Origin of the sequence: Mesorhizobium sangaii (assembly GCF_014207355.1) — a bacterium.
GTDB classification, from domain to species: Bacteria; Pseudomonadota; Alphaproteobacteria; order Rhizobiales; family Rhizobiaceae; genus Mesorhizobium; species Mesorhizobium sangaii.
Genome location: NZ_JACHEF010000005.1, coordinates 309,180 through 330,174 on the forward strand (window position 1 = coordinate 309,180; position 20,995 = coordinate 330,174).

Annotated in this window: 22 protein-coding genes and 1 pseudogene; 8 read left to right on the plus strand and 15 right to left on the minus strand. The window is 64.4% G+C overall.

Annotated elements, in window-relative coordinates; translation table 11 throughout:
• Positions 1 to 43: 43 nt before the first annotated feature.
• Both HNQ71_RS24295 and HNQ71_RS24300 read right to left on the minus strand, forming a co-directional pair.
• On the minus strand, positions 44 to 442 hold the full coding sequence (locus HNQ71_RS24295; protein ID WP_184875228.1) for a helix-turn-helix domain-containing protein: 399 nt from the start codon (positions 440 to 442) through the stop codon (positions 44 to 46).
• Positions 442 to 738, minus strand: a complete 297-nt coding sequence (locus HNQ71_RS24300; protein ID WP_184875229.1) for a type II toxin-antitoxin system HigB family toxin — start codon at positions 736 to 738, stop codon at positions 442 to 444. Before HNQ71_RS24300 ends, HNQ71_RS24295 begins: the two co-directional genes overlap by 1 nt.
• A gap of 138 nt (positions 739 to 876) precedes the next feature.
• On the opposite strand from HNQ71_RS24300, the gene ada reads away from it, so the two are divergent.
• From ada to HNQ71_RS24320, 4 genes are all read left to right on the plus strand, one after another.
• Positions 877 to 2,019: a bifunctional DNA-binding transcriptional regulator/O6-methylguanine-DNA methyltransferase Ada gene (ada, locus tag HNQ71_RS24305; protein ID WP_184875592.1), complete on the plus strand. Its 1,143-nt coding sequence runs from the start codon at positions 877 to 879 to the stop codon at positions 2,017 to 2,019.
• 21 nt (positions 2,020 to 2,040) lie between these two features.
• Positions 2,041 to 2,268, plus strand: coding sequence for a hypothetical protein (locus tag HNQ71_RS24310; RefSeq protein ID WP_184875230.1), 228 nt, complete (start codon positions 2,041 to 2,043; stop codon positions 2,266 to 2,268).
• Positions 2,269 to 2,411: 143 nt separating this feature from the next.
• Positions 2,412 to 2,963, plus strand: coding sequence for a methylated-DNA--[protein]-cysteine S-methyltransferase (locus HNQ71_RS24315; RefSeq protein ID WP_184875231.1), 552 nt, complete (start codon positions 2,412 to 2,414; stop codon positions 2,961 to 2,963).
• Positions 2,960 to 3,703 (plus strand): 2OG-Fe(II) oxygenase, encoded by a 744-nt coding sequence (locus HNQ71_RS24320; protein WP_184875232.1) that lies wholly within the window; start codon positions 2,960 to 2,962, stop codon positions 3,701 to 3,703. The genes HNQ71_RS24315 and HNQ71_RS24320 overlap by 4 nt, the downstream gene beginning before the upstream one ends.
• Positions 3,704 to 3,748: 45 nt before the next feature.
• On the opposite strand, the gene HNQ71_RS24325 is transcribed toward HNQ71_RS24320, so the two are convergent.
• The 4 genes from HNQ71_RS24325 to HNQ71_RS24340 all read right to left on the minus strand — a co-directional run bounded on the left by HNQ71_RS24325 (position 3,749) and on the right by HNQ71_RS24340 (position 7,449).
• Positions 3,749 to 4,684: a sigma-70 family RNA polymerase sigma factor gene (locus tag HNQ71_RS24325; protein ID WP_184875233.1), complete on the minus strand. Its 936-nt coding sequence runs from the start codon at positions 4,682 to 4,684 to the stop codon at positions 3,749 to 3,751.
• 88 nt (positions 4,685 to 4,772) lie between these two features.
• Positions 4,773 to 5,738 (minus strand): alpha/beta hydrolase, encoded by a 966-nt coding sequence (locus tag HNQ71_RS24330; RefSeq protein ID WP_184875234.1) that lies wholly within the window; start codon positions 5,736 to 5,738, stop codon positions 4,773 to 4,775.
• Positions 5,739 to 5,848: 110 nt separating this feature from the next.
• A complete protein-coding gene (locus HNQ71_RS24335; protein ID WP_184875235.1) occupies positions 5,849 to 6,730 on the minus strand; it encodes an SDR family oxidoreductase in 882 nt (293 codons plus the stop codon).
• 131 nt (positions 6,731 to 6,861) lie between these two features.
• Entirely contained in the window at positions 6,862 to 7,449 is a 588-nt protein-coding gene (locus tag HNQ71_RS24340; RefSeq protein WP_184875236.1) for a dihydrofolate reductase family protein, read from the minus strand.
• Positions 7,450 to 7,562: 113 nt separating this feature from the next.
• Here HNQ71_RS24340 and HNQ71_RS24345 point away from each other — a divergent pair, with 113 nt between their 5' ends.
• Entirely contained in the window at positions 7,563 to 7,985 is a 423-nt protein-coding gene (locus tag HNQ71_RS24345; protein ID WP_184875237.1) for a winged helix-turn-helix transcriptional regulator, read from the plus strand.
• A gap of 50 nt (positions 7,986 to 8,035) precedes the next feature.
• Here the strand turns inward: HNQ71_RS24345 and HNQ71_RS24350 are convergent.
• Positions 8,036 to 8,750, minus strand: a pseudogene (locus HNQ71_RS24350) (DUF899 domain-containing protein).
• Between the two features lie 209 nt (positions 8,751 to 8,959).
• Here HNQ71_RS24350 and dinB point away from each other — a divergent pair.
• Positions 8,960 to 10,207, plus strand: a complete 1,248-nt coding sequence (gene dinB, locus HNQ71_RS24355; RefSeq protein WP_184875238.1) for a DNA polymerase IV — start codon at positions 8,960 to 8,962, stop codon at positions 10,205 to 10,207.
• A gap of 127 nt (positions 10,208 to 10,334) precedes the next feature.
• Complete coding sequence (locus HNQ71_RS24360) at positions 10,335 to 10,676, plus strand: hypothetical protein (protein WP_210334021.1); 342 nt, start codon at positions 10,335 to 10,337, stop codon at positions 10,674 to 10,676.
• 177 nt (positions 10,677 to 10,853) lie between these two features.
• Here the strand turns inward: HNQ71_RS24360 and HNQ71_RS24365 are convergent, their stop codons facing one another.
• The 8 genes from HNQ71_RS24365 to HNQ71_RS24400 form a co-directional block, all read right to left on the minus strand.
• On the minus strand, positions 10,854 to 12,455 hold the full coding sequence (locus HNQ71_RS24365; protein ID WP_184875239.1) for an FGGY-family carbohydrate kinase: 1,602 nt from the start codon (positions 12,453 to 12,455) through the stop codon (positions 10,854 to 10,856).
• Between the two features lie 170 nt (positions 12,456 to 12,625).
• Positions 12,626 to 13,351 carry an SDR family oxidoreductase gene (locus HNQ71_RS24370; RefSeq protein WP_184875240.1) on the minus strand — a complete coding sequence of 242 codons (726 nt, stop codon included), beginning with the start codon at positions 13,349 to 13,351 and terminating at the stop codon, positions 12,626 to 12,628.
• A gap of 22 nt (positions 13,352 to 13,373) precedes the next feature.
• Positions 13,374 to 14,627, minus strand: a complete 1,254-nt coding sequence (locus HNQ71_RS24375) for a sugar ABC transporter permease (protein ID WP_184875241.1) — start codon at positions 14,625 to 14,627, stop codon at positions 13,374 to 13,376.
• Positions 14,624 to 15,445 carry an ATP-binding cassette domain-containing protein gene (locus HNQ71_RS24380; RefSeq protein ID WP_184875242.1) on the minus strand — a complete coding sequence of 274 codons (822 nt, stop codon included), beginning with the start codon at positions 15,443 to 15,445 and terminating at the stop codon, positions 14,624 to 14,626. The genes HNQ71_RS24375 and HNQ71_RS24380 overlap by 4 nt, the downstream gene beginning before the upstream one ends.
• Positions 15,446 to 15,591: 146 nt before the next feature.
• Positions 15,592 to 16,668 (minus strand): ABC transporter substrate-binding protein, encoded by a 1,077-nt coding sequence (locus HNQ71_RS24385; RefSeq protein ID WP_184875243.1) that lies wholly within the window; start codon positions 16,666 to 16,668, stop codon positions 15,592 to 15,594.
• A 251-nt stretch (positions 16,669 to 16,919) separates the two neighbouring features.
• Positions 16,920 to 17,804 carry an AraC family transcriptional regulator gene (locus HNQ71_RS24390; protein WP_184875244.1) on the minus strand — a complete coding sequence of 295 codons (885 nt, stop codon included), beginning with the start codon at positions 17,802 to 17,804 and terminating at the stop codon, positions 16,920 to 16,922.
• A 299-nt stretch (positions 17,805 to 18,103) separates the two neighbouring features.
• On the minus strand, positions 18,104 to 18,730 hold the full coding sequence (locus HNQ71_RS24395; protein ID WP_184875596.1) for a hypothetical protein: 627 nt from the start codon (positions 18,728 to 18,730) through the stop codon (positions 18,104 to 18,106).
• A 30-nt stretch (positions 18,731 to 18,760) separates the two neighbouring features.
• A complete protein-coding gene (locus tag HNQ71_RS24400; protein WP_184875245.1) occupies positions 18,761 to 19,945 on the minus strand; it encodes a Gfo/Idh/MocA family protein in 1,185 nt (394 codons plus the stop codon).
• 126 nt (positions 19,946 to 20,071) lie between these two features.
• Here HNQ71_RS24400 and HNQ71_RS24405 point away from each other — a divergent pair, with 126 nt between their 5' ends.
• A complete protein-coding gene (locus HNQ71_RS24405; protein WP_184875246.1) occupies positions 20,072 to 20,959 on the plus strand; it encodes a MurR/RpiR family transcriptional regulator in 888 nt (295 codons plus the stop codon).
• Positions 20,960 to 20,995: the final 36 nt, after the last annotated feature.

Consider the following 20,995-nt stretch of genomic DNA (forward strand, 5'->3'; position numbering starts at 1 on the left):
TCGGACGACGGCGCTCGGCGGCACTTGGCAGTCCGGCGACGGCTCAGGCGCGCTTGCGGCCTCTGGCATTTGCAAGGTGGTAGGGCTGCACGAGGACGTCGGCAGGAATGTTCCATTCCTTGTTCAGTTTGAAGATCATATCCAGGGTCAGGGCGCGCTTTCTGTTCAGCACCTCAGTCGCCCGAGGCGATGACCCGATCACCTCGGCCAGAGCCTTTCGCGACAGGTTGAACAGTTCCATGTGCGAGTGAATAGCTTCGACGGGATCGGGCGCTTTGATCGGATAGTGCTTATCCTCATAAGCCTCGATCAGAGTTGCGAGAATGTCGAAGCGGTCACCATCGAGGGAGCCGACCTCCGGCTCATTCTCGAAATACTTGGTGATTTCAGCGATCGCCCAATCGTAATCGGCTTCGGTCTTAATGGGTCGAATATTTTCCATCACACCTTCTCCGGATCAATCTTGTCATACTCTTTGTGCGTCCCGACGAATTTGATCAGAACGCGGTGAAACTTGTAGGCGACATGGACAATCAAGCGAAACTTATTGCCGCCGATGTCGAAAATGAGGCGATTGTCACCCACGAAGTCGACTGTCGCCCCAAACGCGTCCTTGATGTCAGCCGGGGTCTTCCAATCAGCATTGCCAACAGCCACATACCAAGCTGTCAAAGGAGCTTCGGCCTGATTGTGTTTGGCCCAAAAGTCCTTCAGGGCTTTCTTGGCAATTATCTGCATGGCCTGTTATAGCAAGTTCCCAATTTGGGAACAAGAGGGTTTCCCAAATCGGGAAAGGCAGCTATGAGGCTTGCGCCCTCCTGACACTTGGCAGGAAACGGGTGGCGAGGCCGGCTTTTGGCGGTTTCAATGCCGGCCATGTTCATCACCCTGGCCAAAAATCTGAAATCCACGCCGCGGCCGGTTGCCGACGATCCGCGCTGGGCGCGCATCGTTGCGCGCGACAAATCGGCCGACGGAGAATTCTGGTATTCGGTGGCGACGACCGGCGTCTATTGCCGGCCCTCCTGCCCGTCACGGCGCGCCAATCCGAAGAACGTGCAATTGCACGACACGCTGGATAAGGCGCAGGCAACCGGCTTTCGCCCGTGTCGGCGCTGCAATCCGGACGGCCCATCGCTGGAGGCCGGCAACGCCGCGATGGTCGCCGATGCCTGCCGCAGGATCGAACGGAGCGAGGAGGAACCGTCGCTCGTCGAACTGGCGGCCGCCGCCGGGCGCAGCCCCGGTTATTTCCACCGCGTCTTCAGGGCCGTCACCGGGCTGACGCCGAAGGACTATGCCGCCGCGCATCGCGCCGCCCGCATCCGCCAGGGCCTTGAGGACGGTGCCAGCGTGACAGCGGCGATCTACGATGCCGGCTTCAATTCGAGCGGGCGCTTCTACGAGAAATCGACCAGCATGCTCGGCATGACGCCGACGCGCTATCGTGCCGGCGGCGCCTATGAAGAGATCCGCTTTGCCGTCGGCGAATCCTCGCTCGGCGCCATCCTGGTCGCATCGAGCCAGAAAGGCGTCGCTTCGATCTTGCTCGGTGACGATCCGGACACGCTGGTGCGCGACCTGCAGGACCGTTTCCCCAAGGCGCGGCTGATCGGCGGCGACCGCGACTACGAGGCGCTCGTCGCCCGCGTCGTCGGCTTCGTGGAAGTGCCGGCGCTTGGCCTCGACCTGCCGCTCGACCTGCGCGGCACCGCGTTCCAGCAGCGCGTCTGGCAGGCCCTGCAGGATATCCCGGTCGGCAGCACGGTTTCCTATGCCGAGATCGCAGAGCGCATCGGTGCGCCAAAGGCGACCCGCGCCATCGCCGCCGCCTGCGCCGCCAACACGCTCGCCGTCGCCATTCCCTGCCACCGCGTGATCCGCAAGGACGGTGCCTTGTCGGGCTACGCCTGGGGAGCGGAGCGCAAACGCGCGCTGCTCGATCGCGAGGCGGCGCCCAGAGAATTGGGCTCTGTGAAGGCACCCGACATCGCCGCATACCGGTCTTCAAGGGCCTGACGGCGGGAGGACCTGGCGACAATGCGCGCGATGGCAAGGTCTCCCACCACCGATGCGAAGACCCGCAACGGCGCCACCGCCAGCCCACGCACCCAAGACGCGAAATCACTGGTGATGACCGCCATTGGTCAGATGGTCGATAACGGCAAAGCCGAGTGGAACCTGACCACGACCGGCGAGATCGAGCTGCGGCTCCTGACCGGTGAAGTGTTCCTGCTCGGCGAAATCTCCGTCACCCGCCTCGCGTGACGAAGTGTGAACGGTTCAAAATCAGGGCTCTACGGTGACAACTGAATTCTTCTCAGGTGCGATTTGAATTTGAAAGCAAGCATCGGAGTGAGACACGGCCGAAACGCGACTAGGGTTCAGGCACAGACAAAGGAGTGAAGGCAATGAACCTTATGCAAACCCAAATGACCGCACCGACGGCGATGGCTGCCCTCGACACCATCGCCTATGCCATCGGCCAGTCCGCGATCGGCAAGATCCTAGCGGCGCGCAGCGATATCGGCGTCTGCGCCATCCTGATCGGCTCGGACGCCGACGCGCTGAAGCAGGACCTTGGCAATCGCTTCCCCAGTAAGATGCTGGTCGAAGATGAGACCGCCTTGCGCGACGATCTCGCGGCGATAGCGCGCTTCGTCGAAACGCCTGGCGCCGGTCTCGACCTGCCGCTCGACTTGCGCCACGGCACGCCGTTCCAGCAGAGGGTGTGGGACGTGCTGCGCACCATCCCGTGCGGCGCCACCCTCACCTACACCGCCCTTGCCCGCCGCCTTGGCCAGCCCAATGGTGCCCGCGCCGTGGCCACGGCCTGCGCGGCCAACGCGATCGCGCTCGGCATTCCTTGCCACCGCGTTGTCCGCGCCGACGGCACGCTGTCCGGATACCGCTGGGGCATCGAGCGCAAGCGCGCCCTGCTCGACAAGGAGGCAATGCTATGAACGCCCATGCCAAGGTTGCCGCTTCCGTGGTCGAGGCCGCAGAGACGCGCGTCGCCGCGTACGACTGGCCAGCCCTTGCCGCCGAGCTCGACGGCTTCGGCTGCGCGGTGATCGAAAAGCTGCTCTCGCCGCAGGAGTGTCGGCGGATCGCCGGCCTCTATCCCCATGAACAGCACTTCCGCAGCCACATCCACATGGCCAGGCACGGCTTCGGCAAAGGCGAGTACCGCTATTTCCGCTATCCCTTGCCCGACCTTCTGGGCGGCTTGCGCAGCGCGCTCTATCCCAGGCTGGCCGGCGTCGCCAATCAGTGGAACGAGCGCATGGGCCAAGCCATGCGCTATCCGGCTACGCATGCCGAGTTTCTCGAACAGTGCCATGCCGCCGGCCAGACGCGACCGACGCCACTGCTGTTGCAATATGTGCCGGGCGACTTCAACTGCCTGCACCAGGACCTCTATGGCGACCTGGCCTTCCCGCTGCAGGTGGCGATCCTGCTATCCGAGCCGGGCGAGGATTTCACCGGCGGCGAGTTCACGCTGACCGAACAGCGGCCGCGCATGCAAAGCCGGGTCGAAGTGGTGCCCTTGCGCCAGGGCGACGCGGTTGCCTTCGCCGTCCACAACCGGCCGGTGCAGGGAACCAAGGGCAACTACCGCGTCAATTTGCGCCACGGCGTCAGCCGCCTGCGCTCAGGCATGCGCCACACGGTCGGCATTATTTTTCACGACGCCAAGTGAGGCCGACTCCCCTTCTCCCCTTGTTGTGAGAGAAGGGAAGGCTCTTCATCCGGCGTCGGCGGATGCCATGTCCAGGATCCAAGGACACGCATAGTAGTCGCTGATACGGTCGATCACACCACCGTCGGCATGGATCCGCACCAGATACGCCGGACGCCAGACTTCGCCATGCAGCCGGTCGACGACCAGCACGTTCTCCCCTTCGAACGCACCTGGCCGTATGCGCCAGGGCAGCTCGCTGCGCTCAAATTCGGCGAAATAGGGCGAACTGGAGAGCAAGCCATTGTAGCAGTCCGAAACGCGCAAACGGGCATCGGCGCTGGTCAGCGCCCGCACCCCGTCCCAGTCTCGTTTGTTGAACAATTCGACATAGCGCTCGAGCAGCCGCGCCAGCTCGGCATCGTGTGCCGGTGCCGCGACCGGCTGCGCCGGCAAGACGGCGAGCTTGGCGCGACCGCGGTTGAGCGCCGACTTGACGCCGCCTGATGTCGAGCCGACCAGATCGGCGATCTCCTCAAGCGAATGGTCGAAGACATCCTTGAGCAGCACGCAGGCGCGTTCCTTCGGCGGCAGATGCACGACCAACCGCTCGATGGCACGGCCGGCGCCGGGACCGGCGGGCTCAACAGGCAGCACGATCTCGTCGCCGGCATAGCCGGCCTCGGCTCGCTGCCGCGCGCGGCGGCTCCTGATGAAGTCGATGCAGCGGTTGTGGGCGATGCGGAACAGCCAGGGCCGCAGCGCCTGCGCATCGTCGAGCAATTCGATCTTGCGATAGGCCTCGAACAGCACCTCCTGCATAATGTCCTCACCATCGAGGGCCGAACCGGTCATGCGCGCGCAGTACCGGTGCAGCTTGACGCGCAGATGCGAAACCGTCTCCAGGAACTCTTTGTAGCGCGGGTCGAACAGGCCTTCGGGGTCAAGCCGCGGCTGTATCCCTTGTGCCGGTGCAACGGATTTGCGGATCTGCTGGTTCATCGCGGCATATCGGTCAGCGTCACCACACCATTGCGCAAGCGCTCCACTTCCACAAGCACGAAGCTCGATACGACCAGCCGGCGCATGCTCATGCCGCTCTGTCGCCTGCAGCCTTGTCGCGGGTGGCTTTGTCGTTGACACCTGGCAAGCCCAGTCTCGGCCGCACCCAGGAGGCGAACCGGCCGATCGCGTCGTCGGCTTCCGGCGCCTTGCCGGCCATCATTTGGAAGGAATGCAGCATGCCTTCAAAGACGTCGAGCCGCGTCTCGACGCCGGCGAGCCTGGCGCGCTCGGCGAACATGCGGCTTTCATCGACCAGCGTCTCATCCCCGCCGGCCTGCAGGAAGACAGGCGGAAATCCGCTGAGGTCGGCATAGAGAGCACTGACCTCCGGATCGAGCCGGTCGCCATCGCCGATGAAGTTCGTCGCCAACCAGTCGACGGCAGCCTTGGCGAAAGCCGGGTCCTTGTCTCGGTTGGTCTCATAGCTGGCACCGGTCAGCGCCATGTCGAACCAGCCGGAGATGACCAGCGTCGCGGCAGGCAGCGGCCGGCCTTCCGCACGAAGGCGCTGCAGCACGCCGTAGGTCAGCACCGCGCCGCAGGAATCGCCGGCAAGCGCGATGTGCCTGGTGTCGAAGCCTTGCCCGGTGCGGTCGGTGAGCCAGTTCAAGGCGGTCATCGCCGCATTGAGCTGGGCGGGATGCTTCGCCCGATGCGCCAGCGGATAGTCGTAGAGCAACGCCCGGCAGCCGACGGCCTTGGCCAGATGCCCGACCAGCTTGCGGTGCGTGTAGATCGAGCCGCCGACGAAGCCGCCGCCATGCGCATAGAGCAGCACCCGCTGCTCGTCGGCGCTCTTCGGCACGATCCACATCGCCGGCACGCCGCCGGCATCGACCTCGATATAGTCGACGCCGCCGGGTTCGCCGGTCAGCGCCGTCCAATGCGTGTCGTTGTAGTCGATGATCGCTTGCGGGCTCGTCAGTTTGCCGGCATTGGCAGCCAGCGCCGCATAGTGGTTCCTGTTTGCCTCACTCTGTATGCTCGCCATGATGGTTCTCCCGGGGGCTGTGGATCGCGGGCCGCGCGACCTTCGAAGCCTAGGACGGACGAGCGGTCAGAAAGGATACGTGGCCGCGGATGATTTTTTCGCGGGCGCGGCTAGTGCTCGCCGCCAAACATCGCGGCATGACGCCGGGCGAATTCGACGAACGGCGTTGCCCGCACGCCAAACATCTCATGCGTCGCCAGATGCACCCGCGATTTCGGCCGCCGCAACCGCTCGGCCAGTTGTTCGTCCAGCGCATCGGCAAAGCCGGCTGAAATGCCGCCGGCCAGCAGATTGCGGCGCCGCACTTCATGGCTCACATTGACATAGCGAACCGGCTTGCCGATCGCTTGCGATATCCGTGCCGCGACATCGCACATCGTCAGCGCCTCGGGCCCGGTCATGTCGAGGCTTTCGCCTGCATGGCCGCCATCGCGCAGCAGCCGGAAGGCCACCTTGGCGATGTCCTCGACATCGACCGGCGACAGCTCGGTGTCGCCGAGTGCGAGACGGAAGACGCCCTCGGCGGCAATGGTTGGCGCGTCGCGCAGATAGACCTGCATGAACTGGCTGGGGCGCAGATGCGTCCACGCCATGCCTGCCCCTTCGAGATAGCGCTCGATCTCCTCATGCATGCGCGTGAAGCGGAATTTCGTCGCGTCATAGCCGATGTTGGATTCCGCGCCGGAAAACTTCACAATATGGGCAACACCGGCCTGCTTGCAGGTGTCGATGAAGCGGCACTGCGTTTCCGTCATGTCCTCGGCGGCGGTCGAAATCATCAGCACGCGATCAATGCCGTCGAGTGCAGCGCCCAGCGTTTCAGGCCGGCGCATGTCGCCCTCGACCAGTTGTATCCCGGCGAGTTCGTCGAGGCCCGCCGCCGAGGCCCTGGCCGGGTCCCGCACCAGCGCCCTTATCGCATGCTTCTGCCGCGCGAACTCGCGCACGATCGCCTTGCCGTTCAGGCCCGTGGCGCCTGTCACCAGGATCATGGTCTTGTCTCTCCGTTCAGGATTGATGCGCCCACCCTGCCGGCGACCGCAGCTTGAAGACGAAGAGACGCGGGCAAAGGATTCCGCCCAAACATCTTTTTATCGGCGAGATGCCTTCGCCATGCCTCGGATCACGCCGCCGGCGCATAGCGGTTGACCACCATGCCGCAGGCATAGGCTTTCGAGCCGAGCAGCCGCAGGGTCTTGAAACCGCCCTGGTCGAAGATCCGCCGTCCCGCGCCCAGCACTGCCGGGTTGACGAACAGCTGGAACTCGTCGACCAGCCCGGCAGCGATCAGCGCGGAGGCGAAACCGGCGCCGCCGAAGACGGCCATGTCGCCGCCCCCGCCCGCCTTCAGCGCCTTGACCTCGCGCGGCAGGTCGCCACTGGCCACCGTCGTGCGCTCCCATCGCGAGTCTTTGAGCTTGTCGCTCAGCACCACCTTTCGTGCTTCGACGATGCGCTGCGCAAAGGCGTAGAACGCATCGCGCGGAAATTTCTTCGCCGCATTGCCCCAATGGGTCAGGTACCCCTCTTCGGCCATCTTGCGGCTGAGCAGGATGGTGTCGATGCCGGCGAAGACAGCGTTGAAGTCCCGCTTCAGCTCCTCGTCCCAGGCACTCTCGTCGCCCCATTCCCAGAGCTGCCAGGGATGGTCCTCGTTGGCGCCGACAAAGCCGTCGACTGACAACTGCATCTGCAGGATCAGTGTCCTCATCGTCATTCTCCTCGGTTTGTCAGGCGCTGGCGAATGGTTTACTTATGGAACCATTTGACGCATTGCGCAGAATGATGTCAATAGTAAAGTGATTTAAAAATGGAACCATAGAAATGTCCACCAAGGGAAAGTCCGGCTGTCCGATCAACCTGTCGCTCGAACTGCTCGGTGACCGCTGGACGCTGCTCATCATCCGCGACCTGATCTTCGCTGGAAAAAAGCATTTTCGGGAATTCCTGCACTCCGACGAAGGCATCTCCTCGCGCACGCTGGCCGAGCGGCTGCAGACGCTGCAGGACGAAGGCATCCTCACCCGCAGCGACGACCCGACACACGGGCTGAAAACGGTCTACAGGCTGACCGAGGCCGGCATCGACCTGTTGCCCGTGCTGGCGACGCTCGGCGCCTGGGGCAGCAAGCACCGCAAGGCCGACGACAAGCTCGCCCGGAACGCCGAGGCTCTGGCGGCCGGCGGCGAGGTTGCGCTGGAGCAGATGAAGGCGGCGTTGCGGGCGGAGCATCTGGCGAAGACATGATCGCCAAAGCTCTGCCAAGGCAGGCGTTCCCTCGCGCCGATAAAGGACAATCAGCAACCATCATACTCATCGTGAAGACGAACCCAATCGCCCAGCGTATGTGACGGCCCATTTTCATTGCGGCCGACCGGAGTCAGGTCGAGATAGCTATATGTCCCGATCAGGTTCTCGCCACCACGGCCCCGCACCTGGAAAGTGCAATAGATCTTGCCATCGTCATCTTTGTAGAAAACGGTGGTACCTCCGCGATCTCTGCCTGATATCGCGACCTCCTCGAAATTGAATAGCACCTTGCCCGAGTTGATCTGGTCCTCGGTGAACGATACTTGGAGGTCGAAATTGAAATCGCTTCCGAAAGACGACACCCAGTCAAACTGCCAATTCATCCGCGCCTTGAAGTCCAGTAGCTCGATGAGAGGAGCGCGCGAGCAGACGGCCAGGGAGACGTCGTGATGCATCAGATGCTGGTTGGCGGCGTCGATGTGGTCGCAAAGGAATGAACAGCCGGTGCACCGATAGTCCGCATTGGGCGGAAACATGAAATGATAAATGATCAACTGGCTTCGGCCCTTGAAGAAGATCGGCCAGCGATTTCCTCCCCTGGGTCGTATCGAACTCGTAGGGCTTGTCGATCCGCAGCCACGGCAGTGCCCGCCGGTCCGCCGCGAGTTGTTGACGCTGGCGCGTAAACGCCTTTTCTTTCTCGAGATGGGCTTTGTGCGCTTCAAACCAATCCGTGTACGGCGCGACGATGTGGTCGGTCATGTCGTCCTCCTTCCGCTCTCTGGCGCGTGCTGACAGTCTCGTTGCCTGTCTTTAAGACGTTGTTGAAAATCGCGATCCGACGTCACCTGTGCAATTTGTGCTGACGAACGCGGCTGATAGCACCGGACGCCGACATTCTGCTTGACAGTCGTGCGTGCTTTGTTCTCTATATGTTCCGGTCTATCAGCAACTGCGGATGTGCGGTCGGGATGGAAACGACAGCCACCATCCTGCATGCCGATCTCGACGCCTTCTATGCCTCGGTCGAGCAGTTGCTCGATCCGTCGCTGCGCGGCAAACCTATTGCGGTGGGCGGCGGCGTCGTGCTTGCGGCCTCCTACGAGGCGCGCGCCTTCGGCGTGCGCGGCGGCATGCCGGGACGCAAGGCGCGCGAGCTCTGCCCGCAGCTGATCTTCGTCGGCGGCAATTTCGGCGACTACCAGCGGCTAGGCGACGCGGCGATCAAGGTGCTCGACGATTTCACGCCGGTGGTCGAGCGCATCTCCATCGACGAGGCCTTTGCCGATGTCGCCGGCTGCACTCATCTGTTCGGATCCCCGCAAGAGATCGCCACGACCATCCGCCGCCGCGTCCGGGCAGAGCTCGGCCTGCCGATCTCGATCGGCGTCGCGCGCACCAAGCATCTGGCCAAGATCGCCTCGCAGGTCGCCAAGCCCGACGGGCTGGTGGTGGTCGACCCCCGCACCGAGATCGCCTTCCTGCACGACCTGCCGGTCGGGCTGATGTGGGGCGTCGGCCCGGCGACGAAGGCGCGGCTGGCCGAAATCGGCATCGAGACCATCGGCCAGTTGGCCAGGACGCACAGCGGCGCGCTGACGCGGCTGCTCGGTCCCGCCGCCGGCGAAAAGCTGTCGGCGCTGTCATGGAACCGCGACCCGCGCAAACTGGAGACGAAGCGCCGGGCGCACTCGGCCGGCGCCCAATCGGCACTTGGGCAAAAGCCTGCCGTGGCGCGGATCATCGTGCCCACTTTGCTGCACCTGGCCGACCGCGTCGCCAGCCGGCTGCGCGCCAAGGCAAGGCCCGGACGCACGGTGACGGTGCGCGTGCGCTTTGCCGATCTCAGCGCGGTCACGCGCTCGATCACCCTCGACCAGCCGATCTCGGCGACCGCGATGCTGGCCGAGATCGCCGGCGACCTGGTGCGCGGCGCCCTTGCCGACCACCCGTACGAGAAGACGATCTCGCTGCTGGCGATCTCGGTCTCGCATTTCGAGGAAAGTGCCGAGTTGCAACTCGAACTGCCGCTCGGCCTCGCCGACGAGAAGCACAGGCCGGGCACGCTGAAAGGCCTGGCACGCTTCGGTGCCGACCGCGCCATCGACAAGATCCGCGAGCGCTTCGGCAAGCAGGCGGTCGGCTACGGCACGGTAGCGCTGGAGGCCGCACGATCCGTGCCCGACGAATTCAGGGAATTGGCGCAGAAGGAGCTCTGAGGGCAGCGGAAGCCAATCGTGCCCTGCATATGACCGCGCAAGTTGTAACCGGTAGCGGCAAAGAGTGACTTGATTTCAGGCCCTGGCTATTCGAGTAAGGTGTAGCCGCCACAAGCCATGGAATGCGATGTTCACAGCCTTCATCGTTTGCGCGTCAGTCACAGCTCTCAGCGCGGTCGTCAGTCTCGGTTTCTCCTTGGCCGCCGCCATGAACGAAACTGGCAACGCCCGCACGATAGCATTGTACGGTTGTGCACGCAGCGTGGCTTTGGTGGTTGCGAGCGCCGTGCCATTTTTCACAGGTTCGACGGAATGGCTTGAAGCCATCGCCTGGATCATGATCCTTGTGCAGGCTGGGGATGCTGTCATAGGCGCCACGATCGATGATCGGATGAAAACCTTCGGCCCGGCCAGTGCATCGCTCGCCAACCTTCTGGCTCTCCTATGGCTCATCCAGTCAGTTCAATGAGACCATGACAGGCCATCCTTGTGGCCGCCCGCCTTAGAGACTGTTTCGAAATTCGCTCTGGCGAGTCATATGGTGGTGGTTTCGAGAACCGTAGCGCAGCGGACATTTGGTCCGTGAGCAACGGAAGCGCAGAAAACGCCATCAGATGGCCGCCAGAGCGAATTTCGAAACAGTCTCTCAGCCCCTGATCGCCTTGCCGGCCTGCTGCAGCAGCTCGAACGCCGCGAAACGCTTGGCGTGCCAGCCGGCCAGCGAAGCATCGGGATGATAGATCTCGCCGAGTTCCGACATACCCGCCATGGCCGTTACTAGGTCCTTGTAGGCGCCGGCGGCGACGGCGCCCAGCATCGCCGAGCCGAGCAGCACCGGCTCCGGCGAGGTCGACGCCACCACCACCATGCCTGTCGTGTCGGCCAGCAACTGGCGCACCAGCGGGCTCTGCCCGGCGCCGCCGCTTACAACGATTGTGTCGACGGGGATGCTCTTGTCATGCTCGGCCCGCACGATCTGGCGCGCGCCGTAGCCCAGACCGCAGACCCCGGCGACATAGAGCCCGACCAGGCTGTCGAGGCTGGTGTCGAGATCGAGCCCGGCAATCAGCGCGCGCGCATCCGGGTCGGCAAAGGGCGCGCGGTTGCCGAGGAATTCCGGCACGACATGGATATCGCCGGCCAGCGCCGGCGTCGCCGCGGCACCCCCACGGCTTTGCGCCTGCAGCGAGAGCCAGGCGCTGAGGCTGAGCTCCTCGGCCTGCGCCTTGGCCGCCGCTTCGCCGGCCGCCGGGTGCATGCGCACCAGATGGTCGATGGCCGCACCTGCCGCCGATTGACCGCCCTCGTTCAGCCACAACCCCGGCACCATGGCCGAGAAATACGGACCCCAGACACCGTCGACGAAGGCCGGTTCGGCGGTCGACGACAGGGTGCAGGCCGAAGTGCCGAAGACATAGGCCATGCGTGACAAAACGCTGCCGAAATCGCCGCGCGCGCCGACCGTGCCGACACCGCCGGCATGCGCATCGATCAGCCCGGCCGCCACCGCGGTGCCGGGGGCGAGGCCGAGGTCGGTCGCCGCCTGCGCGGTTAGTCCGCCGCCGAGCGATGCTCCCGCCGGCACGATCTCGGTGCCGATGCGCGCAAACGCCTCGTCGCCCAACGCGCCGAGGCCGATGTCGCGGAAATAGGTCTCATCCCAGCGGCTCTCATGCGCCAGATAAGTCCATTTGCAGGTCACCGTGCAGATCGAGCGGGCCAGGCTGCCGGTCGCCCGCCAGGTCAGGAAATCGGCGAGGTCCAGGAACTGCCAGGCGGCGTTGAAGGTGGCGGGCATGTTTTCGGCCAGCCACAGGAGTTTCGGTGTTTCCATCTCCGGCGAAATGACACCGCCGACATAGCTCAGCACCGCCGCGCCGCTGCGGTTGATGCGGCGCGTCTGCTCCATCGCGCGGTGATCCATCCAGACGATGATGTTGCGTTCGGGATTGTTGGACGGGCCGACCGGCAAAGGCACCCCGCCCTCGCCCAGCACCACCAGCGAACAGGTGGCGTCGAAGCCGATGCCCGCGATCGCCTCGGGCGCTATCTCAGCCTGGGCGACGGCGGCGCGGGTGGCAATGCACACCGCCCGCCAGATGTCGTTGCTCGACTGCTCGACGATGTCTCCGGGCTCGCGCCAGACCTCGATGTCCTGCTTGGCCGACGCCAACAGGTTTCCCACTTGATCAAACACCCCAGCCCGCGCGCTGCCGGTGCCGACGTCGATGCCGAGATAGTGGGGCATGGGGGAAACCTTCGGTTAGGGGAGTACGGGAGTAAGGGAGTAACGCAGTAGGGGAATAGGCAGCAGACGAATGGCGACTAGATTTGAGCCCGGACTTTGGGCCGCAGAACAGCATACTGCCCTACTGCCCTACTGCCCTACTCCCTTACTCCCCTACTCCCTTACTCCCCTCACAAATCATTGCTCTGCGGCAGGATCACCAGATCGCGGATCGTCACGTTGCGCGGCCGGGTCAGCATGAACATCACCGCCTCGGCCACCTCGCGCGGTTGCATCAGTCCGCCGGCGGCGAGCTCTTCCTCGAGCTTGGCCTTCGGCCAATCATCGACCAGGGCGGTCACCACCGGGCCCGGCGCCACCGCGCCGACGCGCAGGCCGTGCTTGGCAACCTGCCGGCGCACCGTGTGGACGAAAGCCTGCACGGCATGCTTTGAGGCCGTGTAGATCGGCTCCCAGACCACCGGGACAAGCCCGGCGATCGAACTGGTGACGATGATGTCGCCGGTCTTGCGCTCGACCATGTGCGGCAATACCGCGTGGATCGAGCGGAAGACGGCGTTGATGTTGAGGTTGAGCATGCGGTCCCAGGCGTCGGGATCGCCGGTCAGCACCTCGCCGCCGACATAGGCGCCGGCATTGGCATGGAAGATGTCGAGCTGCCCGGCCTTTTCCAGGATCTGCGGCATCATGGTGGCAACGCTTGATGGCTGCATCAAATCGATCACCAGCGGGATCGCCTTGGGCCCGAGTTCGGCGCACAGGCTGTTCAGCGTCGCCTCGGCGCGGTCGACCAGCACCACGCTGGCGCCTGCCGCCAGCATGTATCGGGCGCATTCGAGGCCGATCCCCGACGCCGCCCCGGTGACGGCCGCAACTTTTCCGGACAGTTGAGTCATATCTCTCTTCCTGTTGATGGGTTCAGGCCCGGCCATGGGAAACACGCGAACGGCGGGCCAGCGAGTCGACGATGACTGCGATGGCAAGCACGGCGCCTGTGATCATGTACCGAAGCGACGAGGACAGATCGAGCAGCGTCAAGCCGCTGGCGATCGACTGGATGACGATGATGCCGAGCAGTGCCGAATAGGCGCTGCCGCGGCCGCCGAACAGGCTGGTGCCGCCGATGACGGCCGCCGCGATGGCGTTGAGATTGACGTCGCCGGTGCCGGCCTGCTGGCTGGCCGAGGCAAGCCGGGCCGCCGACAGCACGCCGCCGAACGCGGCCAGCATCGAGCACAGCACGAAAGCGCTGGAATAGATCAGCCGCACATTGATGCCGGCGCGCCTTGCCGCCTCGCGGTTGCCGCCGACCGCCGACATCGAACGGCCCCATTTCGTCCGCGTCAGCGCGTAGTGCATGGCAATGACCAGGCCGACGAACAGGCCGAACATCCACGGGATGCCGCGCGCCTGGTTGAGATAGAAGACGATGAGTTCGAGCACGATCGTGATCGCCACCGCCCGCGTGACGATGCCGCCGGTAGAAGGTGCCGACAGGTTGGCGGCGCGGCGGCGCGCAACGGTGCGCAGGCCGGTGATCAGCATGACGATGCCAGGCACCGCCGCCAGCCCGAACGATACGAATTTCGGCATCACCAGCAGCTGGCCGAAATTCACCAGGTTCGAGCCGTAAGGCAGGTTGATCGAGCCGGTGGAGCCGAGGATGTAGAGCTGCAGGCCAAGCACCGCCAAAAGACCGGCCAGCGTCGAAACGAAGCTCGGCATGCCGAGCCGGTTGAACAGCAGCGCGTAGAGTGCGCCGATGAATCCACCGACGGCGATCGCTGCGAGGATGGCGAGCGCCACCGGCCAGCCCTGGTTAACCCAAAGCGTGCCGACAAGGGCCGAGGCAAAGCCGCTGATCGAGCCGACCGACAGGTCGATCTCGCCGACCATCAAAACGCAGACGATGCCGAGCGCGATGACGCCGACGGTGGAGGAATCGAACAGCAGATTGACCAGGTTGCTGCTCGACAGGAAGATCGGATTGATGCTGGCGAACACTGTCCAGATGATGACCAGCCCGACGATGACCGGCAGCGAGCCGAGATCGCCCGAGCGCACCCGGTCGAAGAAGGCGCGAATACTGCCGCTCAAGCCGGCCTCGTGCTTGACGCGCACATCGGCGCGGTCGAGCTGCGGCGGAGCTGCCTGTTCCACTTGACGGCTCATGGGCGTGGCTCCTGGATTTGATCCTGTCGCGCCTGCCGACGCTCGGCGCGTCGCGACACCGAATTGTTCGACGCGCCGGTGATGGCGCTGACCAGTTCCTGGTTCGAGGCGTCTGGGGTGAAGATGCCGTTGTTGCGGCCAAGCCGCAGCACGACGATGCGGTCGGCGACTGCGCGCACGTCTTCCATGTTGTGGCTGATGATGACGACGCCGAGGCCGCGGTCGCGCACCCGCTCGATCAGGTTGAGCACTTCGGCGGTCTGCGCGACGCCAAGCGCCGCCGTCGGCTCATCGAGCAGGATGAGCTTGGGTTCGAGCAGCAGCGAGCGGGCGATTGCCACCGTCTGGCGCTGGCCGCCCGACAGCGACGCGACCACTTCGCGCACACTGGGGATGCGCGCCGAAAGCTCGTTGAGCAGCGTCCAGGCGCGCACTTCCATCGCCACCTCGTCCAGCCGCAACGGGTTGAGTTCGCGGCCGAGGAAGATGTTGGCGACGATGTCGAGGTTCTCGCACAGCGCCAGATCCTGGAACACGGTGGCGATGCCGAGCGTCAGCGCCGCACTCGGGTCGGCCAGCGTCACCTGCTTGCCGCGATAGCTGATGGTGCCGGAGCTCGGCTGATGCACGCCGGCCAGGATCTTGACCAGCGTCGACTTGCCGGCGCCGTTGTCGCCGACCAGCGCCACCACCTCGCCGGCATGGACATCGAGATCGATGTCGGTGAGTGCCGAGACGGCACCGAAATTCTTCGAAATGCCGCGCAGGCTGAGCACCAGCTCGCCTGTCGGAACCGGTTCGTCCGGGGTATCGATCATGCCTGGAATACCTTTCAAGAAAGGACCGGTTCAAAAAGCGGGTGGACGCTGCCTGGCCACCGCCGGAGCCTGTCCACCCCGATGCATTCGAGGTGGGACTCCAGCCTATTGTTCGGCCAGGCAGCGGAACGGGGCAAGGGTCGCGGTCAGTTCCCGATGCCCAGCTTCTTGCAGCCTTCCGCGTAGCGATCGACGCAGAGTTCGGCCGCGGTGTTGATCTTCTTGTCGATGATCTCGGCCTTCAGGTTTTCCTGCGTCACCACCGCCGGCGTGAACAGCTGCGAGGGCGTGTCGTACAGCGTCATCTCGGCCTTCGGCGTCTCGCCCGAAAGCAGCTTGATGGCGACGTTGGCGGCGGCTGCCGCCACGATCTCGCTCGGCTTGGAGATGGTGTTGTACTGGTCGCCGGCGATGATCAGCTGCAAGGCGGCGATCGTCGCGTCGTTGCCGGTCACCGGCGGCACCGGATCGACGCCGGCTGCCTTGAAGGCCGCGATGGCGCCACCACCGGTGCCGTCATTGGCGGCGACAACGCCGAGGATTTTTGGTCCGAAGCGGGTGATCTGGCCACCGGCCCATTGCTGCGCCTTTGGCGGCGCCCATTCCGGCGTGTCGTATTCGGCCAGGATCTGGTAGCCGCTGTTGTCGAGGCCTTCATGGATGCCCTTCTTGATCAGGCCCGCCGCCGCGTCGGTCGGCGAGCCGTTGATCTGCAAAACGCCGCCGGTGGCCGGATCGACCTTCAGCGCCTTCAGATGCGCGACCAGCGAGTCGGCGATCGCCTTGCCGATGCCTTCATTGTTGAACGAGACATAGAAGTCGGCCGGTGCGGTCGGGATCGGCCGGTCATAGGCGATGACCTTGATGCCCTGGCTCTGCGCCAGCTTGACCAGGGAGGCGGCGGCGGTCGAGTCCACGGGATCGAGCACGATCGCCTTGGCGCCCTGCGAGATCACCGAGTTGAACTGCTGCTGCTGGCGCGAGGCGTCGGCATCGGCGTTCTGGTAGAGCACCTTGCAGCCCGGGCACAGCTTCTTCATCTCGGCGGCGAAGCCGGGATAGTCGTGCTGTTCGTAGCGGGTCGAGGCCTGGTCGGGCATCAGGAAGGCGACGGTGGCGTCGGTAACCTCGGCGGCCCTTGGGATCGCAGCGGTGCCGGCCAGCAGCGACAGCGCAATTGCTGCCATGCCAGCGGACTTCAATGAAGATGAAAAATTGGTCATTCGGTCTTCTCCGTTTCTGGATATGGTTGTAAGAAGGTCGTTGACTGCTTTTGTTGTGAAGACACGCCTCCGCCCTCGCCCCAACCTGCAATTGGGAACCAGGGCCCGGCGTCGGCCTCGTGGCCGCGCCGACATCCTCCGCTGACGAAGGATTTCTGGGACAAGCGCTCTCCATCGCGGACCGCGCTATGCGGGCCACGTTGTCAGGCGAAAATTGTGCTTCCTCCCTTGGTTCCTCCCTGGCTCCTCCGTTAAGCGGCTTTTCCCGCGTTGATGTTATCGGCCAGCAGGCGCCTGAAGCGCGAGGGCGGCATGCCCTTCTCCGCCAGGAACTGCCGGTTGAAATTGGACAGGTTGTTGAAGCCGACCTCGTAGCAGATGTCGGTGATCGAGGCCTGCTCGTCGCTCATCAGGATCTGGCAGGCGAGGTTGATGCGCAGCCGCTTGACGTATTGCACCAGCGACATGCCGGTGTGGCGACGAAACGAGCGCGAGAAGGCGCCGGTCGACTGGCCGGCAATGGCCGCCAGATCCGTCTCGTCGAACAGCTGCGTCAGGTTTTCCCGGATGTAAGCCAACGCCTTGTTCATGCCGGCGGTCATGTAGCCCGAGGGATCGGGCCGGTAGCTGGCGCTGGCGAGCAGTTGGAATTCCTGGACCCGGCTGAGCAGGCCTGATATCATCATGAACAGCTCGATGCGGCGCACCCCTTGCGCCTGCATCATCTCTTCCATCAGCGGCGCCAGTTCCTTGCTGGTGCGGCTGGAAAACAGCACGCCGCGCCGCGACGCCTCGAGCAGCGGCCCTAGCCCCGCCAGTTCCGGCAGCACATGCATGGCGTCGCCAATGAAGCTTTCGGAAAACTGGATGATGCGGCCGCGCAGCGGAATGGAGCTGTCCCTCGGGATATCGCTCACCCAATTGTGCGGCAGGTTGGGTCCGGTCAGCACCAGATTGCCCGGCTCGAACTCGCCTATGAAGTCGCCGACGAAATAGCGGCCGTTGGTGAAGATCACCTGATGCAGTTCATATTCGGGATGGAAGTGCCAACGCACCGTGTGGAAGGGGTAGCCATGCGACCACGCCTTGAAGGACTCACCGCGTCGTATCTGGACAACTTCCAGGTCCGGTTCCATGTCCGTCTCCTCCGGGCCGGCACGGATCGTTGCCGCGTTCGGCCCACATTCTCTAAACCGGCCGAATTGGTTTCGGCTCTGCATTTCGAGACCACGCTACCGGCTCATGACAGCAGGCGCCACCACGATTCAGGGCAACGGATGATACTTTTTTAACCGGGATAGGGACGTGGAAAGGCAATATTCGGGCAGGATGGGATCAGCGCTGCTGACGGCAACGCGCATGGTTCGGGCCGAGGCAACCCTTTTGGACCTACGTTCCTAGCCATCAGCCTCGACACGGTTCAGTCGGAACCTCCTCAGTCGGGCGCCGACATGACGACGAAGTCCTGGCCGGAGCGGCTGTCGGGATGAAGCGGCGCGTCGGTGAGCACCATCACCATGCCCGGATGCATCCTCGCCTGCATGGCGTCGAGGAAGCTCCTTTGCGTGCTGAGCCGCTTGAGCATGTCCTGCTCATTGTTGAAGAACGAGCCGGAACTGGCGCTGCGGCTGATGTCGACCCATTGCCAGTCATTGGCGGCGCCCGCCACCTGCAAGGTCAGCACATGGCTGCCAAGTCCGCCGGAGCCGGCGATTGTCAACGGCGCCTGCGCGACGACCGCGCCGTTCTCGATCAGCATGATCTGCTTGTCGCCCGACGAGGCGATGATCGAGGTGACCGGGAAATCCTCCGGCTCCACCCAGTCGGCGGCGCGCTTGTGGCCGTCCTTGGAAGCGACGACGTTCTGGAACTGTCCGGCCGCGTAGCCACCCAGCACCATTCCGGGATTGGTCAGTTCGGCCGGGTCGCCGCGCGCGCCCGAAATGATGACCGGCGTACCGATATGGGTGATGCCGAACAGATTGCTCGAAAAGGCGAGCGGCAGCCGCACGCAGCCATGCGAGGCCGGATAGCCCGGCAGATTGCCGGCATGCAGCGCGATGCCCGAGGCGGATCGGGTCCCGCCCCGCCCTCATCCGAACCGGGCCGGCGTCCACACTCCATCAGCCGCATTTGACTCCACCGCCGATGCGACGAACTTCACGCCGCGCGCGCCGTCAACGACGTCAGGCACTTGCGCCGCGCGGGCCGGATCGATCGCCGCGCCTGAGCGGTGCGCGCGGATGATATCGGCGGCGTCGCGGTAGAAATTGGCGAAGGCCTCGATGTAACCTTCAGGATGCGCCGCCGGCATGCGCGACACCCGCCGGCTCTCTTCCGTCGAGCCATGGCCGCCGCGCACCAGCGTGCGTGTTTCCTCGCCGTAGATGGAGAAACGCAGTTCCTCCGGCCGCGCGCCCGACCATTCGAGCCCGGCTCTGTCGCCATAGACGCGCACGGACAAATCATTGTAGTGGCCGGGCGATGTCTGGCTGGCCAGGATCGTGCCGCGCGCCCCGCCGGTCCAGCGCACCAGCACATGCGCGTTGTCGTCGAGCCGACGCCCCGGCACTGCGGTGAACAGGTCGGCCGAAACCGCCTCGGCCTCGCAGCCCGAGATGTAACTCGCCAGATTGAAGGCATGCACGCCGATATCGGCCAGCACCGCCGACTGCCCTGCCCTTGCCGGATCGGTGCGCCATTCCGCCTGCTTCTGGCCTTCGGCGTCGATCGGCCTGGTCAGCCAGTCCTGGATATAGGCGCCATGCACGGACACGATGCGCCCGAGCTCGCCCGCCGCCACCATCTCGCGCGCCTGGCGGACCATGGCGTAGCCTGTGTTGTTGAGGGTGACGACGAAGCGGCGTTTTTTCGCCCGCGCCAGCGCCACCAGCGCTTCGGCGTCGGCCAGTGTCGTCGACAGCGGCTTGTCGCAGATCACGTCGATGCCGGCTTCGAGGAAGGCTGTCGCGATCGGCGCGTGCAGATGGTTGGGCGTGACGATGACGACGGCTTCGATGCCGTCCGGCCGCGCGGCTTCGACCTGCGCCATGACGCGATAGTCGGCATAGCTGCGCTCCGGCGCAATGCCGATCTCGGCGGCCGATGCGGCGGCGTTCTCAGGGTCGGATGACAGCGCGCCGGCGACAAGCACGATCTGGTCGTCGAGCCGCATGGCCAGCCGGTGCACGGCGCCTATGAAGGCATTGCGGCCGCCGCCGACCATGCCGACCCGCAAGCGTTGGCGTGTCGAGCCGTCCGATGTTGCATAGACCATGATTCTTCGAACTCCTCCGGACAGACGACTTTCCGACAGTGCGCAAGCTGTGACGCCGCCCGCGCTTTCGAACACGATTTCCAATTTCCATATTGTAAAAGGATCGTGCCGCGCTAGCCTGAAATCATGAGTGGGGCAGGCAAAACATCGGGACGGTCCGTTGCCGACGAAGCGGCGACCCGCAAACGCGGACGCTCGCTGGCGGCGCTCGGGTACATCCAGCCGCAGACCTATGAGGAGTTGCGCGCGGTGCTGTCGTCCGGCACCGTGCATTTCCCCAAGCGCCTGCGCCAGGTCGCGATCTTCCTGTGGCAGCATCCGAGCGATGTCGCGCTCGGCACCATCGCGCAGGTGGCGGCACAGGCCGGCGTGCAGCCTTCAACCCTGGTGCGCTTCGCCCAGATCTTCGGCTATGCCGGCTTTTCCGATTTCCAGGGCCTGTTCAAGGACCATATCAAGGGGTCGTGGCCGGAAGGACGCGGCGAGCAGCGGACCGAACCCAACGCCGATCTGCATTTCCTGCACGGCATGGTCGGTGCCTCGCAGGCCTCACTTGGCCGCGTCGAGAGCGGTTTCGACATCGAGAGTTTCGAGAAGATGGTGACGCTGCTGGCGGCCGCCGACCTGATCTATGTCATCGGGTCCAAGCGCGCCTTCCCCGTCACCACCTATCTGTCGCTGACGCTCTCGCAGCAGGGCGTGCGCAACGTGCTGGTCGACAATGTCGGCTCCACCGCGCTCGACCAGGTCGGCTGCATCGGCAGCCAGGACGCCGTGCTGGCGGTGTCCTTCAGCCCCTACAATTCGATCACGCCCGACCTAGTCGCCGTGGCGCATGAGCGCAACGCCGGCATCGTCACCATCACTGACAGCACCTTCAGCCCGCTGATCCGGCTGTCGGACACCTGGCTGGAGGTGGTCGAGTCCGACTTTGCCGGCTTCCGCTCACTGGCGGCGTCGCTGGCCGTCGGCATGGCGCTGGTCCACGCAGTCGTCGCGCGCCACGGCCAATGAGGCGCTGCTGGCACAATTGACTGCCGGGAATTGACG

Excerpts from the sequence above, each read along its gene's own strand:
- HNQ71_RS24295 (WP_184875228.1), bottom strand. The coding sequence starts at position 442 with ATGGAAAATATTCGACCCATTAAGACCGAAGCCGATTACGATTGGGCG.
- HNQ71_RS24300 (WP_184875229.1), bottom strand. The coding sequence starts at position 738 with ATGCAGATAATTGCCAAGAAAGCCCTGAAGGACTTTTGGGCCAAACAC.
- ada (WP_184875592.1), top strand. The coding sequence starts at position 877 with ATGTTCATCACCCTGGCCAAAAATCTGAAATCCACGCCGCGGCCGGTT.
- HNQ71_RS24310 (WP_184875230.1), top strand. The coding sequence starts at position 2,041 with ATGCGCGCGATGGCAAGGTCTCCCACCACCGATGCGAAGACCCGCAAC.
- HNQ71_RS24315 (WP_184875231.1), top strand. The coding sequence starts at position 2,412 with ATGAACCTTATGCAAACCCAAATGACCGCACCGACGGCGATGGCTGCC.
- HNQ71_RS24320 (WP_184875232.1), top strand. The coding sequence starts at position 2,960 with ATGAACGCCCATGCCAAGGTTGCCGCTTCCGTGGTCGAGGCCGCAGAG.
- HNQ71_RS24325 (WP_184875233.1), bottom strand. The coding sequence starts at position 4,684 with ATGAACCAGCAGATCCGCAAATCCGTTGCACCGGCACAAGGGATACAG.
- HNQ71_RS24330 (WP_184875234.1), bottom strand. The coding sequence starts at position 5,738 with ATGGCGAGCATACAGAGTGAGGCAAACAGGAACCACTATGCGGCGCTG.
- HNQ71_RS24335 (WP_184875235.1), bottom strand. The coding sequence starts at position 6,730 with ATGATCCTGGTGACAGGCGCCACGGGCCTGAACGGCAAGGCGATCGTG.
- HNQ71_RS24340 (WP_184875236.1), bottom strand. The coding sequence starts at position 7,449 with ATGAGGACACTGATCCTGCAGATGCAGTTGTCAGTCGACGGCTTTGTC.
- HNQ71_RS24345 (WP_184875237.1), top strand. The coding sequence starts at position 7,563 with ATGTCCACCAAGGGAAAGTCCGGCTGTCCGATCAACCTGTCGCTCGAA.
- dinB (WP_184875238.1), top strand. The coding sequence starts at position 8,960 with ATGGAAACGACAGCCACCATCCTGCATGCCGATCTCGACGCCTTCTAT.
- HNQ71_RS24360 (WP_210334021.1), top strand. The coding sequence starts at position 10,335 with ATGTTCACAGCCTTCATCGTTTGCGCGTCAGTCACAGCTCTCAGCGCG.
- HNQ71_RS24365 (WP_184875239.1), bottom strand. The coding sequence starts at position 12,455 with ATGCCCCACTATCTCGGCATCGACGTCGGCACCGGCAGCGCGCGGGCT.
- HNQ71_RS24370 (WP_184875240.1), bottom strand. The coding sequence starts at position 13,351 with ATGACTCAACTGTCCGGAAAAGTTGCGGCCGTCACCGGGGCGGCGTCG.
- HNQ71_RS24375 (WP_184875241.1), bottom strand. The coding sequence starts at position 14,627 with ATGAGCCGTCAAGTGGAACAGGCAGCTCCGCCGCAGCTCGACCGCGCC.
- HNQ71_RS24380 (WP_184875242.1), bottom strand. The coding sequence starts at position 15,445 with ATGATCGATACCCCGGACGAACCGGTTCCGACAGGCGAGCTGGTGCTC.
- HNQ71_RS24385 (WP_184875243.1), bottom strand. The coding sequence starts at position 16,668 with ATGACCAATTTTTCATCTTCATTGAAGTCCGCTGGCATGGCAGCAATT.
- HNQ71_RS24390 (WP_184875244.1), bottom strand. The coding sequence starts at position 17,804 with ATGGAACCGGACCTGGAAGTTGTCCAGATACGACGCGGTGAGTCCTTC.
- HNQ71_RS24400 (WP_184875245.1), bottom strand. The coding sequence starts at position 19,945 with ATGGTCTATGCAACATCGGACGGCTCGACACGCCAACGCTTGCGGGTC.
- HNQ71_RS24405 (WP_184875246.1), top strand. The coding sequence starts at position 20,072 with ATGAGTGGGGCAGGCAAAACATCGGGACGGTCCGTTGCCGACGAAGCG.